18 protein-coding genes are annotated in these 17,425 nt (G+C 63.4%); 5 read left to right on the top strand and 13 right to left on the bottom strand.

The features are described 5' to 3' along the window. Window positions 1-110 precede the first annotated feature (110 nt). Window positions 111-2,537: a TonB-dependent receptor gene (locus A4C63_RS18405; protein ID WP_063913942.1), complete on the bottom strand. Its 2,427-nt coding sequence runs from the start codon at window positions 2,535-2,537 to the stop codon at window positions 111-113. 231 nt (window positions 2,538-2,768) lie between these two features. Continuing rightward, a complete protein-coding gene (locus A4C63_RS18400; protein WP_063913941.1) occupies window positions 2,769-3,890 on the bottom strand; it encodes a sigma-70 family RNA polymerase sigma factor in 1,122 nt (373 codons plus the stop codon). A 135-nt stretch (window positions 3,891-4,025) separates the two neighbouring features. Between A4C63_RS18400 and A4C63_RS18395 the strand changes: the two genes are divergently transcribed. Then, window positions 4,026-4,508 carry an LEA type 2 family protein gene (locus A4C63_RS18395; protein ID WP_063913940.1) on the top strand — a complete coding sequence of 161 codons (483 nt, stop codon included), beginning with the start codon at window positions 4,026-4,028 and terminating at the stop codon, window positions 4,506-4,508. Window positions 4,509-4,526: 18 nt separating this feature from the next. On the opposite strand, the gene A4C63_RS18390 is transcribed toward A4C63_RS18395, so the two are convergent. Next, window positions 4,527-4,790, bottom strand: a complete 264-nt coding sequence (locus A4C63_RS18390; protein WP_025338356.1) for a hypothetical protein — start codon at window positions 4,788-4,790, stop codon at window positions 4,527-4,529. A 129-nt stretch (window positions 4,791-4,919) separates the two neighbouring features. On the opposite strand from A4C63_RS18390, the gene A4C63_RS18385 reads away from it, so the two are divergent. Further along, the gene (locus tag A4C63_RS18385) at window positions 4,920-5,240 is read left to right on the top strand and encodes a YqjD family protein (RefSeq protein WP_063913939.1); all 321 of its coding nucleotides are present in this window, start codon (window positions 4,920-4,922) and stop codon (window positions 5,238-5,240) included. 22 nt (window positions 5,241-5,262) lie between these two features. On the opposite strand, the gene A4C63_RS18380 is transcribed toward A4C63_RS18385, so the two are convergent. Further along, entirely contained in the window at window positions 5,263-5,880 is a 618-nt protein-coding gene (locus A4C63_RS18380; RefSeq protein ID WP_063913938.1) for a tRNA-(ms[2]io[6]A)-hydroxylase, read from the bottom strand. Between the two features lie 154 nt (window positions 5,881-6,034). Here A4C63_RS18380 and A4C63_RS18375 point away from each other — a divergent pair, with 154 nt between their 5' ends. After that, window positions 6,035-6,898, top strand: coding sequence for a universal stress protein (locus A4C63_RS18375; RefSeq protein ID WP_063913937.1), 864 nt, complete (start codon window positions 6,035-6,037; stop codon window positions 6,896-6,898). 131 nt (window positions 6,899-7,029) lie between these two features. Here the strand turns inward: A4C63_RS18375 and A4C63_RS18370 are convergent, their stop codons facing one another. From A4C63_RS18370 to A4C63_RS18330, 9 genes are all read right to left on the bottom strand, one after another. Then, window positions 7,030-7,233 carry a formate dehydrogenase subunit delta gene (locus A4C63_RS18370; RefSeq protein WP_063913936.1) on the bottom strand — a complete coding sequence of 68 codons (204 nt, stop codon included), beginning with the start codon at window positions 7,231-7,233 and terminating at the stop codon, window positions 7,030-7,032. Then, the gene (gene fdhF / locus A4C63_RS18365; RefSeq protein ID WP_063913935.1) at window positions 7,230-10,112 is read right to left on the bottom strand and encodes a formate dehydrogenase subunit alpha; all 2,883 of its coding nucleotides are present in this window, start codon (window positions 10,110-10,112) and stop codon (window positions 7,230-7,232) included. Before fdhF ends, A4C63_RS18370 begins: the two co-directional genes overlap by 4 nt. Further along, window positions 10,109-11,677 (bottom strand): NADH-quinone oxidoreductase subunit NuoF, encoded by a 1,569-nt coding sequence (locus tag A4C63_RS18360; protein WP_063913934.1) that lies wholly within the window; start codon window positions 11,675-11,677, stop codon window positions 10,109-10,111. Before A4C63_RS18360 ends, fdhF begins: the two co-directional genes overlap by 4 nt. Further along, on the bottom strand, window positions 11,671-12,153 hold the full coding sequence (locus A4C63_RS18355; protein WP_063914084.1) for a formate dehydrogenase subunit gamma: 483 nt from the start codon (window positions 12,151-12,153) through the stop codon (window positions 11,671-11,673). The genes A4C63_RS18360 and A4C63_RS18355 overlap by 7 nt, the downstream gene beginning before the upstream one ends. 464 nt (window positions 12,154-12,617) lie before the next feature. Continuing rightward, window positions 12,618-13,193: a hypothetical protein gene (locus tag A4C63_RS18350; RefSeq protein WP_063913933.1), complete on the bottom strand. Its 576-nt coding sequence runs from the start codon at window positions 13,191-13,193 to the stop codon at window positions 12,618-12,620. Between the two features lie 117 nt (window positions 13,194-13,310). Then, entirely contained in the window at window positions 13,311-13,598 is a 288-nt protein-coding gene (locus A4C63_RS18345) for a DUF3077 domain-containing protein (RefSeq protein ID WP_063913932.1), read from the bottom strand. A 103-nt stretch (window positions 13,599-13,701) separates the two neighbouring features. Further along, the gene (locus A4C63_RS18340) at window positions 13,702-13,959 is read right to left on the bottom strand and encodes a hypothetical protein (RefSeq protein ID WP_063913931.1); all 258 of its coding nucleotides are present in this window, start codon (window positions 13,957-13,959) and stop codon (window positions 13,702-13,704) included. A gap of 413 nt (window positions 13,960-14,372) precedes the next feature. Then, the gene (locus A4C63_RS18335) at window positions 14,373-15,005 is read right to left on the bottom strand and encodes a hypothetical protein (RefSeq protein ID WP_063914083.1); all 633 of its coding nucleotides are present in this window, start codon (window positions 15,003-15,005) and stop codon (window positions 14,373-14,375) included. 11 nt (window positions 15,006-15,016) lie between these two features. Further along, window positions 15,017-15,307: a hypothetical protein gene (locus tag A4C63_RS18330; RefSeq protein WP_063913930.1), complete on the bottom strand. Its 291-nt coding sequence runs from the start codon at window positions 15,305-15,307 to the stop codon at window positions 15,017-15,019. A gap of 288 nt (window positions 15,308-15,595) precedes the next feature. On the opposite strand from A4C63_RS18330, the gene A4C63_RS18325 reads away from it, so the two are divergent. After that, window positions 15,596-16,156 (top strand): nucleotidyltransferase family protein, encoded by a 561-nt coding sequence (locus tag A4C63_RS18325; RefSeq protein WP_063913929.1) that lies wholly within the window; start codon window positions 15,596-15,598, stop codon window positions 16,154-16,156. A gap of 108 nt (window positions 16,157-16,264) precedes the next feature. Then, window positions 16,265-17,341, top strand: a complete 1,077-nt coding sequence (locus tag A4C63_RS18320) for an FAD-binding oxidoreductase (RefSeq protein WP_063913928.1) — start codon at window positions 16,265-16,267, stop codon at window positions 17,339-17,341. Window positions 17,342-17,425 lie beyond the last annotated feature (84 nt).

Below are 17,425 nucleotides of genomic sequence, written 5' to 3'. Positions count from 1 at the left end.
GCCTCTTCGCGGGTAAACCCGCTCCCACAGGGTTCTCACACAGCCTGAGGGCTGCGCCGTGCCTGTGGGAGCGGGTTTACCCGCGAAGAGGCCGGGACAGACAACACCCATCAGTAAGCCATGCTCCAGGTCAGGGTGTAGGTACGACCGCGCCCTTGGTAGTCATACAGGTACGCCGGCCCGTAGGTTGGCGAGTAGAACAGCGTCGCACGCTGCCCCCAGACCGTACTGTACTGCTTGTCCAACAGGTTCTGGATGCCGGCGCTGAAGGTGCCGAAGCCGGTATCCTGGCTGCCCAGCAGGTCGAAGGTGGTGTAGCCGTCGATCTCGTGGTCGGCATCGTCCTTCAGGCTGAAGGCATGGTTGGCCTGCAGCCGGGCACTGCGGCCATCGCCCTTCCAGCCGACGAACGCGGTAGCCTTGGACAGCGAGGCATAGCGGGCATCGCGCTTGATCCAGCCGCCATCGGCAGCTTCTTCCTCGGAGCGGGTCAGGTGCAGGGTGCCACCGGCTTCCCAACCCGTCTGGAAGTGCCGGGTCAGCGCGCCTTCAAAGCCGAAGTCACGGCTTTTCTGCTCTTCCACATTGATGGTCAGCGTCTGCGAATCGACGTTGATGATCTTGTCCGACCAGATGTAGTACAGCGCCGCCTGGGCATCCCAGTCCAGGTCGGCATAGCGCCAGCCCAGCTCAACCTGGCGGCTCTTGATGCCGGCCAACGGGTTGTCGGCCACGCTCAGGCCGGGCTTGCCGTAGTACTTGGCCGGGTCGGGCAAGTCGAAGCCTTCGCCGTAGTTGGTCCATACCTGGTGGCCATTCTTGAAGTCGTAAATGGCACCGACGTTGAACAGGTTGACCTGGTAATCGTTGCTGCCGCCCGGCACGCCCTTGAAGTCGCTGACGTCCACGTCCATCTGCTGGCGCCGGGCGCCGCCGGACAAGGTCAGGTTATCGGTGGCATGCCAGTCCAGCTGGGCGTACACCGACACGCCATCGACCCGGTAGCTGGGGTAGCGGGCGGCCTTGCTGTCCTTCTCCAGCTCCAGCCCGCCCGACTCGGACGACGTCTGGGCGTTGAAAGTGGTCTGCTCGGCGTTGAAGCGCTCCCGGTCCAGGTCGACGCCGTAGGTCAGCTTCAGCGTATCCCACTGCTTGGCGAACAGGCCCTTGAGGCTGGTGACCTCGAAGTTCTGCTGCGAGGCGGCGAAGTACACCCCGCGCGAGCCGGTGGGGGTGGCGCGGTTGTAGTACGGGAACGGGTAGAAGTTGTCGTCTTCCTTGCGGTACGAGGCCTGCAGGTAGAAATCCTGACCCAGCACGTCGGTGTGGTGGTAGTTGGCGTTCAGCAGCAGGCGCCGGGTACGCGGCTCCAGGTCTGACGAGTAGCCGCTGCGCAGCTCGGCGTCCTCCAGGTCAGACGGGGCGTTGTAGTTCAGGTGGGGGAAGTAGATGCCAGTGCTGCCGTGGTTGCCCGAGTCATAGTACTGGGCCAGCAGGTCGAGGCTTTGCTGCTCGTTCAACTGCATCCCCAAGGTACCGAGCACATCGATGGTGCGGTTGTACTGCAGGTCGGTCTGGGTGTTGTCGATGAAGATCTGGTCGCCGGCGCCGTCGTAGAAGGCTTCGTTCTGCTCACCGGAAACCCCCAGCCGGGCATTGACCCGCTCGTTGCCGCCGCTGACCGACTGGGCGAAGCGGGTGGCCAGGTCGTCGCTGTTGTTGAAGCCGCTGCTGGCACCGAGCTGGGTCTCGAAGCGCGCCGGGCCGGGTTCGCCCTTCTTGGTCACGATGTTGATGATGCCGCCGGTGGCGCCGCCGCCGTAGATGGCACTGGCACCGGACAGCACTTCGACGCGCTCGACGTTGAACGGCGAAATGCTGTCGAACTGGCGCGACAGGCCGCGCGAGCTGTTCTGGCTGACCCCGTCGATCATCACCAGCACGTTGCGCCCGCGCATGTTCTGGCCGTAGTTGGTGCGCCCTTCCGGCGCCAGGTCGAGGCCTGGCACCAGCTTGCCGATGGCTTCCTTCAGGCTGACGCCGCTGTCGATCTGCTCGCGCAGCTGCTGCTGGTCGACCACCCACACGGTGCCGGGGATTTCGCTGATCGCGGTGCTGGTGCGCGAGGCCACGCTGACCTCGATCGGCTTGAGGTTGACTGCTTGCGGCGCAACCTCGGCCTTGCGCAGGGTCACCGTGCGGGCATCGCTGAAGTGCCAGCTCATGCCACTGCCGGCCAGCAACTGTTGCAGTGCCTGCTCGATGCTGTAGCTGCCCTGCAAGGCCGGGCTGGCCTGGCCGGCGACATCGCCGGTGGTGTACAGCAGGTGCAGGCCGGCCTGGTCGGCGAACCTGGTCAGGGCATGGTCCAGCGGCTGGGCTGGCAGGTCGAGCTGGACCTGGCGAGCCTGGGTCTGGGCCTGTTCGGTGGCGGTCGAGGCCGACGCCTGCAGCGGGCCGACCAGCATGGCCAGGGCACTGCAGGACATCAGGGCATGGTGAAGAGGGCCGCGGCGGCGGTGCAAGGGCTTGAGCATCAGAGGCACGAATGAGCTTCCTGACAAGTCGTAAATGAGAATGGGTTGCTGATCAGTCCCACTACGACGATCTGGCTGGCAGGAACTTGCAGTGCCAAATGGAAAATATTTTTATTTCTGTGCCGGCCTCTTCGCAGCACAAGGCTGCTCCTACAGGGATCGCACCCGTCTGCAGGCTGTGCGTTCGCTGTAGGAGCAGCCTTGTGCTGCGAAGAGGCCGGCACAGGCGAATCAATGAACCACGGCCAGCCACGGCAGGTAGGTCACCTTCAGCCCATAGCGCTGTTCAAGTGTCTGCAACAGGGCCTCCGGCTCATCGAGGTCGAACACCCCGCTCACCTCCATCGCCGCGAGCTTGCTGTCCGACAGCACAATGCGCCCATGCCGGTAACGCTCAAGCTCCGCCAGCACCTGCCCCAGCGGCTTGCCGTTGAAGATCAGCTTGCCGCGCTGCCAGGCCATCTGCGTGCCGGCATCGGCCGCTACTGCCAGTTCATGCTCGCCAACCTTGGCTTCACCCTGTGCCAATACCACGCGGCCATCGCGACGCACGCTGAAGGTGGCCGCACGCCCCTGCACCCGCTCACCGGCCGTATCGACCACAAAGGGCCGTGAATCATCGGTGGTCTCGAACAAGGCCTCGCCAGACGCCAGCACCACTCGCCGCTCACGGTCGCTGAACACCACGCTCAGGGCAGTGGCGCTGTTCAATGTCACCCGCGTGCCATCGCCCAGGGTCACCACCTGCCGCTCCCCCACCCCGGTGTGGTAATCCGCCAGCAGCACCGGCGCCTGCTGCCAACCCGCCACACCAACGGCCAACACCAGCGCAGCAGCCACCCCCGCCTGTTTGAGCCAGCCTCGGCAATGGCGCAGGGCCTGGCCGATGTATTTCGCCACCATGCTTTCGGAAACCCCCAGGCGTTGCGCGATCTGCGCCTGGGTCAGGCCTTCGACGCGGTTGAGCAACAGCGCCTGGCGGGCATTGTCGGACAGTTGCAGCAGCGCCTGGTCGAGAATCTGCAGACGCTCCCGGGCCAGCAACGCCGCCTCGGGTGCCGGCGCCGGGCAGGCCACCTCACCTGCCCGCTCGCAGTCGTCGTGGCTGGCGGCGATGCGCTGCTCGCGGCGCAAGGCATCGATCGCCAGGTTGCCGGCCACGCGGAAGATGAAACTGCGCGCGTGCAGCACCGGCACTGCCTGCTGGTCGATGCTCACCAGCTTCAGGTAGGTTTCCTGCGCGACGTCGGCAGCGCGCTGGCGGTCGCTCATGCGCCGGGTCAGGAACTGCAGCAGGTCGTCGTAGTGCTCCTGGAAACTCGCCAGCAGGCCCGACACGGGTGAGGTCAGCATGGGTTTGGGAACAGCCAGTAGGAAAGTTTATCGGGCGTTAATGAGAAACAGTATCTTTCATATGGAGGGAGACTTTCAACGCCGACGCGCATTTGCCACACTGCCCATTCGCCCACTCTGGCAAGGTCGCAACCCATGGCTGCCCGTCTGCAACGCTACGCCCGCCTGTTCCTGGTCCTGCTGATGGCCTACGGCCTGGGGGCCTGCGCGCTGTTCCAGGCACGCGACCCGGTCAATATCAGCGTGATCGGTATCGAGCCGCTACCGGGGCAGGAGCTGGAACTGCGCATGGCGGTGAAGATGCGGGTGCAAAACCCCAACGAGGCGCCCATCGACTACAACGGCATCGCCCTGAACCTGGAAGTGAACGGCCAGCCGCTGGCTGCCGGGGTCAGCGACCAGCAGGGGCACATTGGCCGTTATGGCGAAGCAGTGATCGTGGTGCCGGTGAGCATCACGGCGTTTTCCTTCCTGCGCCAGGCCTATGGGCTGGGCCATGTGGATTCGCTGCAGGGCCTGCCCTATGTACTGCGCGGCAAGCTGGCCGGCGGGCTGCTGGGGACCGTGCGCTTCACCGACGAGGGCAAGCTGGACCTGCCCAAAGGCGCCTACCGGTAAGCGCCTGGCGGGGTGTGATCAGCGGTTGGCGCTGGCCGCGGCCATCAGCTTGTTGACTTCGCTGCGCACCATGTTGGCGTATTCGGGCGGCGACATGCCGTCCAGCTCGGCGCGCACCCACTCGGCCCACTTGCCTTTGCGCCGTGGTTTTTCGGCGATCAGCCGCGCCGCTTCGCCCTTGGCCTTGCCCAGGTTGTTCTGCCACAGCTCGAACAGCCGGGCCTTCTCTGCCTCGATCTGCGCCCGTTCCTCGAAGCTCATGTTGGCCAGATTGAAACTCATGAAGGTACCTGCAGGTTTGAAAATGGCCGCTATCTTACACCCAGGTACTGCAACAGCCCAAAGCCGCCGCAACTTTCCCGACGCGCCGGCATCCATTGTTCAAACCACACCATCGACGAGGACGAGTTCATGGCCCGTAAAAACGCCACGCTGGCCGACAGCGATCAGATCAAGGACCAGGTATTCAGCGAACTGCAGGCGCTGATCGAAGAATCGGAAAAGCTGCTGAACGACAGCGCTGCCCTGGTGGGCGACGAGGCCGAAACCCTGCGCGCGCAGGTAAGCCTCAAGCTACGCCAGGCGCGCCATGCCGCCAACAAGGTGCGCAGCAAGGCGCAACCGGTGGTGGAGGCTACCCAGGACTACATCGGCGGCCACCCGTGGCAGACCGTGGCCATTTCCGCGGGCCTCGGCCTGGTAGTCGGCCTGCTGCTGGGCCGCCGTCACTGACGCCAGGGCCGCCTGGTGCGAATCAGGCGGCCTGTGCCAGCGGGATACCGCTGTGGAAGCGCAGCTCCTGATCCGGTGACTGGATCAGCTCCACCTCCGCTGCGCGCACCAGCTCCACCCGGCGGGCAATGTCTGCCTCATCGCCGTAGTTGTGCGCCAGTTTCAGGTAACCCTGGTAGTGGCGCGCTTCGCTCTTCAGCAGGCCGTGGTAGAAACGGCCCAGTTCCTCATCCAAATGCGGTACCAACGCGGCAAAGCGCTCGCAGCTGCGCGCCTCGATAAATGCCCCCACCACCAGCGTATCCACCAGCTTGACCGGCTCGTGGGCGCGCACCAGGCGCCGCAGCCCCGACGCATAACGCCCCGCCGACACCGGGCGCAGCGGCACGCCACGGCGCTTCATCAGGCGCAGCACCTGCTCGTGGTGCACCAGCTCCTCGCGGGCCAGGCGCGACATCATGTTGATCAGGTCGAGGTGGGTGTTGTACTTGGCGATCAGGCTCAGGGCGGTGCTGGCAGCCTTGAATTCGCAGTTCTTGTGGTCGATCAGCAGGGTTTCCTGGTCGGCGAGCGCCGCTTCGATCCAGGCATCTGGCGTCGGGCAACCAAGAAAGGCGTCGATTTCGGGGATCAGGGACATAAGCGTGCAACCACACAGAACAGGCAGGGCCGGCGATTATACCGGCGGCGGCGGGCGGCGCCAGTGACTATGCTTGATGTACATCAAGCGCCAGCGGGGGAAGCGCCGACTATAGTCAGGCATTGGTCGCCACCTTTGAAGGGAGCTAACGCCCATGCAAGCCGTCCGCAGCATCCTTGTCGTTCTCGACCCCGAGCACGCCCACAGCCGGGCACTGACCCGGGCCAAGCTGATCGCCGGCCTCACCGGCGCGCGCCTGCACGTGCTGATGTGCGACAGAAGGCATGACCACAGCGCGCTGCTGAGCCTGCTGAGCAGCCAGTTGCATGATGACGGGTACGACAACGTCACCCATGAAGAGGCCTGGCGCGACAACCTGCACGACACCATCATCTACGTGCAGCAGGCCGAGGGCTGCGAGCTGGTGATCAAGGAACACCGCCCGGACAACCCGCTGAAAAAGGCCCTGCTCACCCCCAGCGACTGGAAGCTGCTGCGCCAGTGCCCGTGTGCCGTGCTGATGGTCAAGAGCGAGCGGCCGTGGACCGGCGGCAAGATCCTGGCTGCGGTGGACGTAGGCAACCAGGACGAGGACCACCGCCGCCTGCATGCCAGCATCATCGACCATGGTTTCGAAATTGCCAAACTGGCCAAGGGCGAGCTGCACGTCATCAGCGCCCATCCCTCGCCGATGCTGTCGGCGTCGGACCCGGTGTACCAGTTGACCGAAACCATCGAGAAGCGTTACCGCGAGGCGTGCAAGGCATTCCAGGCCGAGTACGGCATCAGCGACGAGTGCCTGCATGTGGCCGAAGGGCCGGCTGATGTACTGATCCCGTATACCGAGCAGAAGCTCGATGCGGTGGTGACGGTGATCGGTACCGTGTGCCGCACGGGGATTTCCGGGGCGTTGATTGGCAATACCTCGGAAGTGGTGCTGGATTCGCTGGAAGGCGATGTGCTGGTGCTCAAGAGCGAGGAAGCAATTGCCCACCAGGCGGAATTGGCCCGCGGCTGAATTTGCGGACACAGGATTCCTTGAAATTGCAGGGCCCCTGTGGGAGCGGGTTTACCCGCGAATGCGTCGTTGGACTTACCGCCGCCTTCGCGGGTAAACCCGCTCCCACAGGGATTTCTTACAAGAAACCTCTAGGCCAACGCCTCCCGCACCTTCGGGTCCAGGCCCTCCCCTGCATTGGCCTCGGCCCATTGCGCCAGCTGCTGGCGCATTGCCGGCGTCCAGAAACTCTGCAGATGCTGCCGTACCCCTTGCACCGCCAGCGCCCGGTCTGGCTCGCTGTCAAAGTAATGGGCAATCTGGTTGGCCATCTTGACCAGGTTCTCACTACTCATCGGCGCACCTCGGTTTTCTCCGCAATACGGCGTTCCTTCAGCAAGCGCCGCTGCTCGTCACTGAAGTCCTGGTAGCGCTTCTGCCACTGCGAAGGCTGGAACACCTTCACTACCTCCACCGCCGTCACCTTGTACTCAGGGCAGTTGGTGGCCCAGTCGGAGTTGTCGGTGGTAATCACGTTCGCCCCCGATTCAGGGAAGTGGAACGTGGTGTACACCACCCCCGGCGCCACCCGCGTGCTGACTTTGGCGCGCAGCACGGTCTGCCCGGCACGGCTGCCGATGCCGACCCAGTCGCCATCCTGGATGCCACGGCTTTCGGCGTCGGTCGGGTGAATTTCCAGGCGGTCGGCGTCATGCCAGGCGACGTTGCCGGTGCGCCGGGTCTGGGCGCCGACGTTGTACTGGCTGAGGATGCGCCCGGTGGTCAGCAGCAGCGGGTAGCGGGTGTTGACCTTCTCGTCGGTGGGCACGTAGCCGGTGAGCATGAAGCGCCCCTTGCCGCGCACGAACTGGTCGATGTGCATGGTCGGCGTGCCATCGGGCGCGGCGTCGTTGCACGGCCACTGCAGGCTGCCGTGGCGGTCGATCTCGGCGTAGCTGACGCGGTGGAAGGTGGGCGTCAGGCGGGCGATTTCGTCCATGATCTCGGACGGGTGGCGGTAGTTCATCGGGTAGCCCAGGGCATTGGCCAGGGCCACGGTCGCCTCCCAGTCGGCCTTGCCGGCCAGCGGTTCCATGACCTTGCGCACCCGCGAAATGCGCCGCTCGGCATTGGTGAAAGTGCCGTCCTTCTCCAGGAACGAGCTGCCCGGCAGGAACACATGGGCGAACTTGGCCGTTTCGTTGAGGAAGATGTCCTGCACCACCACGCACTCCATGGCCAGCAGGGCCGCGGTGACGTGCTGGGTGTTGGGGTCGCTCTGGGCAATGTCCTCGCCCTGGCAGTACAAGGCCTTGAAGCTGCCGTCCAGCGCCGCCTCGAACATGTTGGGGATGCGCAAGCCCGGGTCGGGCTGCAGGGTCACGCCCCAGGCACGCTCGAACTCGGCGCGCACACCCTCGTTGGAAATGTGCCGGTAGCCGGGCAGTTCGTGGGGGAACGAGCCCATGTCGCACGAGCCCTGCACGTTGTTCTGCCCGCGCAGCGGGTTCACCCCTACCCCTTCACGGCCGATGTTGCCGGTGGCCATGGCCAGGTTGGCGATGCCCATCACCGCGGTACTGCCCTGGCTATGCTCGGTGACGCCCAGGCCGTAGTAGATGGCCGCGTTGCCGCCGGTTGCATACAGGCGGGCGGCGGCACGGATTTGCTCGGCAGGTACGCCGCAGACCGGGCCAAGCACTTCGGGGGCGTTTTCCGCCAGGCTGACGAAGTCGCGCCAGCGGGCGAAATCCTCGGTTTCGCAGCGGGCATCGATGAAACGCTGGGCCAGCAGGCCTTCAGTGACGATCACGTGGGCCAACGCATTGAGCATGGCCACGTTGGTGCCCGGGCGCAGTTGCAGGTGCAGCTCGGCGCGGGCATGCGGCGAATCGACCAGGTCGATGCGCCGGGGGTCGATCACGATCAGTCGCGCACCCTGGCGCAGGCGGCGCTTGAGCTGCGAGCCGAATACCGGGTGGGCGTCGGTGGGGTTGGCGCCGATCACCAGCACCACGTCGGCCTGCATCACCGAGTCGAAGCTTTGCGTACCGGCCGACTCACCCAGGGTCTGCTTCAGGCCATAGCCGGTAGGCGAATGGCATACCCGTGCGCAGGTGTCGACGTTGTTGTTACCGAACGCCGTGCGCACCAGTTTCTGCACCAGGTAGGCTTCTTCGTTGGTGCAGCGGCTGGAGGTGATGCCGCCGATGGAGTCGCGGCCGTACTTGAGCTGGATACGGCGGAACTCGCTGGCGGCGTAGGTCACCGCCTCGTCCCAGCTGACTTCCTGCCACGGGTCTTCCAGGCGCTTGCGGATCATCGGCTTGGTGATGCGGTCCGGGTGGGTGGCGTAGCCCCAGGCAAAGCGGCCCTTGACGCAGGCGTGGCCGTGGTTGGCGCCGCCGTTCTTGTCCGGGACCATGCGCACCAGCTGGTCGCCCTTCATTTCGGCGCGGAACGAGCAGCCGACGCCGCAATAGGCGCAGGTAGTGATGACCGCACGCTCGGGTTGGCCCAGCTGCACCAGGCTCTTTTCCGTCAGGGTCGCGGTCGGGCAGGCCTGCACGCAGGCGCCACACGACACGCACTCGGAAGCGAGGAAGTTTTCACCACCCGCCGCTGCCACCCGCGATTCGAAGCCGCGCCCGGTGATGGTCAGGGCGAAGGTGCCCTGGATGTCCTCGCAGGCACGCACGCAGCGGCTGCAGACGATGCACTTGCTCGGCTCGTAGTCGAAATACGGGTTGGATACGTCCTTTTTCTCGGCCAGGTGGTTGGCGCCGTCGTAGCCGTAGCGCACCTCGCGCAGGCCCACCTGGCCGGCCACGGTCTGCAGCTCGCAGTTACCGTTGGCCGAACAGGTCAGGCAGTCCAGCGGGTGGTCGGAGATGTACAGCTCCATCACGTTGCGGCGCAGGCCGGCCAGGCGCGGCGTTTCGGTGTGTACCACCATGCCTTCGCTGACTGGGGTGGTGCAGGAGGCCGGGTAGCCGCGCATGCCTTCGATTTCCACCATGCACATGCGACACGAGCCGAAAGCTTCGAGGCTGTCGGTGGCGCACAGTTTGGGGATGCTGGTGCCGAGCATGGCCGCAGCACGCATCACCGAGGTACCGGCGGGCACAGTGATGGCACGGCCATCGATGCTCAGGCTGACCTGTACCTCGCTGTCACGGGCCGGAGTGCCGAGGTCGCTGCTTTTATCAGAAGCGGGGTCGAAGAAATTGATCACTGCGCGGCCTCCGTGTGGGTCAGCCCGAAATCGGCGGGGAAGTACTTCAGCGCGCTGGCCACCGGATAAGCGGTCATGCCGCCCATGGCGCACAGCGAGCCGTATTGCATGGTGTCGCACAGGTCACGCAGCAACAGGGCCTGGTCATGCCGCTCGGTCATGTCGCTGGTGGCGATCAGCCGGTCGACCACTTCCATGCCCCGGGTCGAGCCGATGCGGCACGGGGTGCACTTGCCACAGGACTCTTCGGCACAGAACTGCAAGGCGAAGCGCGCCATGCTGGCCATGTTCAGGGTGTCGTCGGCCACCACCACACCACCATGGCCGAGCATCGCGCCCATGGCGGCGAAGGCCTCATAGTCCAGCGGCGTGTCGAAGTGGCTGGGCGGCACCCAGGCACCGAGCGGGCCACCGACCTGCGCGGCCTTCAACGGCCGGCCACTGGCCGTGCCGCCGCCATAGCCTTCCACCAGTTCGCGCAGGGTCAGGCCAAAGGCGCGTTCCACCAGGCCGCCCTGGCGGATGTTGCCGGCCAGCTGGAACGGCATGGTGCCCAGCGAGCGGCCCATGCCGAAGTCGCGGTAGAACGCCGCGCCCTTGGCCATGATGATGGGAACCGAGGCCAGGGTAAGCACGTTGTGCACCAGCGTCGGCAGGCCGAACAGGCCCTGCAGCGCCGGCAGCGGAGGCTTGGCGCGGACGATGCCGCGTTTGCCTTCGATGGATTCGAGCAGTGCGGTTTCTTCGCCGCAGATATAGGCGCCGGCGCCGACCCGCACTTCCAGGTCGAAGGCCTGGCCGCTGCCGGCCACGTCGCTGCCGAGATAGCCGGCGTCACGGGCGATGGCGAAGGCCTGGTCGAGCACGCGGATGGCGTCGGGGTATTCCGAGCGCACATAGATGTAGCCCTTGTCGGCCCCCACGGCGAGGCCGGCAATGATCATGCCTTCGATCAGCAGGAACGGGTCGCCTTCCATCAGCATGCGGTCGGCGAAGGTACCGGAGTCACCCTCGTCGGCGTTGCACACCACGTACTTCTGCCCGGCCCCGGCGTCACGCACGGTGCGCCACTTGATGCCGGCCGGGAACGCCGCACCGCCGCGGCCGCGCAAGCCGGAATCGAGCACGGCGGCGACCACTTCGGCACCGTCCAGGGCCACGGCCGCTTCAAGGCCGGCAAAACCGCCATGGGCGCGGTAGTCGTCCAGCGACAATGGGCGGGTGATGCCGGCACGGGCGAACAGCAGGCGTTGCTGGGTCTTGAGGTAAGGGATGTCTTCGACCGGCCCCAGCGCCAGCGAGTGGCCTCCGGGTTCGCCGGGCTCACCGGTCAAGGCGTCGAGCAAGGACGGCACGTCTTCCGGGGTGAGCGGGCCGAAACCCAGGCGCCCTTGCGCGCTGTCGCACTCCAGCAACGGCTCCAGCCAGTACAGCCCGCGGGAGCTGGTGCGCTGGATGTCCAGCGGCAGCTGGCGGCGCTCGGCCTCACGCTGCAAGGCATCGGCGACCTGATCGGCGCCCACGGCACGGGCTACCGAATCGCAGGGGATATACAGCTTCAGCATGCTGCGTCCTCCCGGCAAGCGTTGACCAGTGCGCGCAGGCGCTCAGGGGTAAGGCGCGCATGCACCTGGCCGTCCAGTTCCAGCGCTGGCGAGCAGGCACAGGCGCCCAGGCAGTACACCGGGCGCAGGCTGATGGCGCCGTCGGCGCTGGTGCCATGGTCGTCCAGCGCCAGCTGTTCGCGCAGTTGTGCGGCCAGTGCCTCGGCGCCCCGGCTCTGGCACGACTCGGCGCGGCACAGGCGCAAGGTGTGGCGCGCCGGTGGCGTGGTGCGAAAATCGTGGTAGAAGCTGATCACCCCGCGCACCTCGGCCAGGCTGAGGTTCAAGGCATGGGCAATTTCGGCGACAGCGGCATCGGGGATGTAGCCGATGTCGTGCTGGATGGCATGCAGGATCGGCAACAGGGCGCCGGGGGTATTCTTGTCACGGGCCAGAATGCGGTGGATCACAGGCAGGTGGAGCAATTCATCAGGCATACAGCGGACCTCGGCATCACGGACCCTGCCTGAATTGTTGTGAGGGCAGGTATCCGGCGTGTTCTGCTGCGGCGCGCCGGCCACGTCACGGTTGCGTGGTGCCAGCGGCCTCCTTGCCTACGACCGCACGTCTGCGCGCGCTGGTCCGAAGGCATCCTGCAAGCATGGCACTTGTGGCGTCGGGGGGTTGCGTGCGAACGACCAGGCGCATCCTGAAACCGACGCGGGCTGTTTCTGGCCTTATTCTGCTGCGCTGTCGCTTAGAGAACTGAATTCGCAAGCGGTCCGCGTAACCTGTGGGAGCGGCTTTAGCCGCGAAGAATCCAACGCGGTGCATGGCACCGGCTGCGCCGGTGTTCGCGGCTAAAGCCGCTCCCACAGGGTCCCTGCCAATTCAATGAGTTATGTGCAGTCCCATGAATGCATGGTATGCGCAAGGCTTAAAAGCTGCCCGGCTTTGTCGATCAGTGCTTGCCTTCCACCGCCTTGGCCGTCTCGATCAGCTTGTCGAACTTGCGGTTCAGTTGAGCAAAGCGCTTGTCACTCTCGGCCCGCGCCTTGATGTTCTTCTCCGAGCTGGCCTTGTCGGCGATGGTCACCACTGTCCAGTCCCGGTCCTTGGACACCCAATACACCAGTTCACCATCAGCGGAAAACGCCTCGAGCCGGCCGCCGCTATTCGGCACAGGCTTGGCCTGCCTGGTCATCGGCAACAGTTGCTGGACCCGCGCCTCGTCGGTGCCGGCCAGCCGCACCTCCAGCTGGCGAAGCTGGTCGGCTTCGTTGAACGACGCCTTCACTTGCGTGATGGCAATACCGCCCAGGTTGTAATTGCCCTTCGGGTCATTCCCCTGAAAGAACTCGGTGGGCACCTGGTAGTGATAGCCGGTGAAATGCTCAACCTCACCGAACTGCTGCTGCAGAATGGCAATGGCCTGGGGCTTGGGCATGCCCAGGGTGAACTGGCCGACTTCCAGCGCCGACCAGGCTTGCAGGGGGAAAAGCGCGCAGGCGAATGCCAGAGGTAGGGTCCGTTTCATCGGTCATCTTCCTTGAAATGAGCCTTGCAACCTAACCCCTGCATGCCAATCAGACAATACTGGCAGGGTGCCAAGCCCACCCTGCCAACACCAGGGGGCCAACATCGCCGCCCATGGCTATCGGTTCTTGCGCATACCCATGTGGGCGTCATCCATCAGCGCCTTGGCCATGTCGCAGAGAAAGTGCGAAGCCCAGACCAGCACCGGTTCGTTGTCCATCACCCCGATGAACGACGCTCGCCGAGAGCAGTCCATCAATACCGACGCTTGTTCGATGGCATGGTCGCAGCAGTTTCCCGGTTCTACGCGGAACAGTTTCTTGCCATCCAGCACACCATCCAGGAACGTGGCCGCACCTACGGTCAGGCCCAGTGTGCCGGTGTCGTCATCCATTTCCTTGTCCATCTGAAACCCTCTTGTGAATCTGCCGGCCAGTGCGATTTCCCGGTTGCAGTCGCTGGTAGGAAAAACGCACCGCCCAGGCTCGCCAAATTTGAAAATCAGCCCATCAATGCAATGTATGCACCGGCTGCCTGCCCCTGAGCTGCACCTGCGCAATCGCCGATTCCAGCAGCGTGCGCACAGCCTCCATTTCATGCACGACCGCCAGGGTCATGATCGTGGCGGGAGACCTGGGGAGCGAGGCTACGGCGTGATGGCCTACGGACAAGGCGCAGAGCACGTATTCCGTGGCCTGGGTCAGGGTGTCTTCCAGGTGATGGGATGGGTTGGTGGAGAAAGGTGGATCGGGAACGAGTTTCAGCATGACAGCCTCCAGACAATAACAAGTCGGACCGTCGCCAGATCACTTGCAGATGATAGGGTGGCGGCTACATGCGGGCCTGCAAGACCGGGCTTGGAGGTCGATTCCCGGCTGGCCCGAAGACCACCCGCACGCAGCCACCGTTGAACGAAGCCAACAGCAAACTGAGACCAAACCAAGCATCGGGCTTGCAGACCCGGTCGTTGAATTTGCAACGACAAGGCGAGACTAGGGGGCTCAGGTTTCCATCGCAATGGTGAAACGGCTTGAAAAGGATGATTCAGAAATGGACTACGAGGAAGGGGAAAAATCTGATTAGTTCTTGTAGGAACCGATATGAGTTTCTCTAAAAAGACTCAAGATCCGTGTGTGAAGCACAGCGCTTGGCGGTACGCTGTGCTTCTTTCAAATGCTCACTACAACGCCAACCGCGCCAGCCGCTGCAAAGCTCGAATCACCTCCTGATCCTGATTCTCCAGCACATCCGCCTGAATACGCGCGATAACAGCCTTCAGCAATTCGGTCTGGTTCATCGCTGTATGCTGCTGAAGCGCAAGCATGTCCTCCGCCATGTACGGATTGACCTTCATCGACAAGCGCCGAGTAGCATTGGAACGCGCAAGCCCGCGCTGCTCTCGCTGTTCATCCAGCGCCTGCAGGAACGTTTGATGCGCCGCATGCAACTGCCCACACTGCTGCGCCTGCACCAACTGTTGGAAATAGTGGGCAAGAAACAACTTGCGCAAATTTGCCCCCGCCTCATTACTGACCGCATGCATGGCCGCATCGAGCACATCCAGATAGACCGCCGGCAAACGCGCCTCGATCGACTTGAGCTGCTGCTTGCGCGCCTCGCGGATGGCCGGTGTGGATTGCGATGGAATGGCGACCACACCATCACAACGGGCGCACACACCCACCAGAATGTCCTTGGCCACCCCTTGGCCATCGCTAAACGGCACATCCCGGCGAGCATAGTGCGTGGGCACCACTGCCTGGCAATGCTCGCAAAGCGCTTTTCCTCTGTCGCCTTCGAAAAAGATCTTCATGATCTGGGTACTCACTGGTGAACGCTGATGAACCAGGTGTCTGGCTCGATGAAAAAGAACTTTATGTACCAACCATCCCGCTTGAGCACATGCACCTCGATGGCTGCGACGGCATGGTGAGGGGTGCTGACGTGATGAATACCCCGGCATGAGCGAACGACTTCGGCAACCTCACCGGCTGACACTTCCCCTGTAGCCAGCAGGTTCTTTACGTCGATATCCCTGCGTGAAACGTGTTGATACTCCCCTGACTCAAGCGCCGCTATCACCGCTTGCTGAGCCTCCCTGAAGCCGAATTTCATAGCTCACCCCTGCCAATACGAAAATCATCGTACAAAACCCGAATCAAATCTACCGTTTGCCGAGCCTGGGCGACCAGTGGCACCCCGGCCAGCTCAAGACAGCGATCCGGAACACGCATGAACTATGGTCCCATCGACCACAGGGCGGCATAGAGCAATGTAACCAACGCTTTCATGGCCTTTTCCGAGTGCTCGTTCGAGGGCAAAACCTGCTCCCACGAACACATCACCGAGGCGTCATTCAGGTAAGCTCAGCCCAGCGCAATGCAACCACCAAGGACGGTACCCATGCATTCACTGACGAACGAACAGGTGCTGGCAATCATCCGCGAGAACCCGATAAACCGGGCATTGCTGGCGACCCTGCCAACGCTGGATATCCCACACTGCATGTTGACGGCAGGCGCCCTGTTCCAGACGTTCTGGAACCACCGCGCCGGGCTACCTGCCGAATGGGGCATCAAGGACTATGACGTCGCCTATTTCGACGCCGACTTGTCCTGGGAGGCAGAGGACCGTGTCATCGCCCGGGTTCATCAGGCGTGCGCGCACCTGGGCATCAACGTGGAAGTGCGCAATCAGGCCCGTGTTCACTTGTGGTACGAAGCGAAGTTCGGCGGCACCTATTCGCCATTGCGCAAGGTCACGGATGGCATCGACCGGTATCTGATCCGGTCGACCTGCCTGGGGGTCGATGTCGGCACTGGCGAGCTTTACAGCACGCATAGTCTGGACGACCTGCAGAACGACCTGCTCAGGATGAACGAGCTGAACCCACGGCCAGGCTTGTTCAGGGAGAAAGCTGCCAGCTACCAGGCACGTTGGCCGTGGCTTGCCTTGGTTGAGTGAACCTGCGCTTTTGACCTGTAGGGGCCGCTTTGCGGCCCCAAACTGCTTACCTGACAGGCATTCCCCCCGCTGCCTTACCATTGGCACATCGACAGAACGGAGGTTGGTATGACAACTGGGCAGGGCAAACGGGTCGTTGTCATTGGTGCAGGCATCGTGGGCGCATCACTGGCATATCACCTGGCCCGTAAAGGTGCGAATGTCACCGTGGTCGACGCTGAAAACATAGCGTCGGGCGTGACTGGCCGTTCATTCGCATGGATCAATACCTCATCCTCCGAATCGGACCCCATCGCGCAACTGCGCAGTGCTGCAATCGAGGCATACCGCCAACTCGAAACCGAGCTACCGGGCCTGACGGTGCGATGGACTGGCGCCTTGTCTTACAACGGGACGTCGAGTGGCGCGCCGTCGGCTGCAAGTACCCCGTCTGCGCCTGCCAGGGTCTCTCGATCACGGATTCTCGAGCTTGAGCCCAATCTCAAACACCCACCTGAGTCTGCTTCATATGCGCCAGCAGAGGGGGCGCTGGACCCCGTGACCGCTGTGCATGCGTTAATCGCAGGTGCCAGGGCCTATGGGGCGAAAGTGCTCACTCAAACGCCAGTGCTCGGTTTTGCAACCCAGCATGCAACGATAACCGGCGTAGAAACAACAACGGGCATCATCGATGCCGATGTTGTGGTAGTGGCAGCTGGGACAGGCATCACGAAGCTGACGGACAGGTTGGAAGTGTCACTTCCAATTGAGGCCTCACCTGCCGTTCTCATCCGCTACAAGGCACAACCCAACCTTGTGCGCACAATCATCTCCGGCCCTGAAATGGAAGTAAGGCAAACTACGGATGGTGCGCTGGTGGCAGCAGAAGATTATCTGGACGACGCAGTGGAGAATCAGCCGGCAGCGATAGCGCTGCGCACGGCCAAGGCGATTCAGAACGAGCTCCATGGGGCTGCTTCGATAGAGCCGGAGTGCGCTTGTGTCGGGCTCAGGCCCATGCCTGCCGATGGTATTCCCATCATCGGTTATCTACCAACAGTGGGTGGCGTCTATGTGTGTGCAGTACACCCTGGCATTACGTTGGCGGCGATAGTGGGGCGCCTTGCCAGCGAGGAGATTATCGATGGCGAGGTTTCCAGTATTCTTGGTCCATGCCGGCCAGATCGATTTTTCCGGCAGGTGTGAAGCGACCATTCGGTGAGAGCTGCGGAGGTCATCCACAGTAATCCTTGGGTAGTCGAGCAGCAACTTGCATACTTATGTGATCGT

It is taken from the genome of Pseudomonas sp. p21, assembly GCF_001642705.1.
Lineage (GTDB): Bacteria > Pseudomonadota > Gammaproteobacteria > Pseudomonadales > Pseudomonadaceae > Aquipseudomonas.
This window is presented reverse-complemented; position numbering and strand designations above follow the sequence as displayed.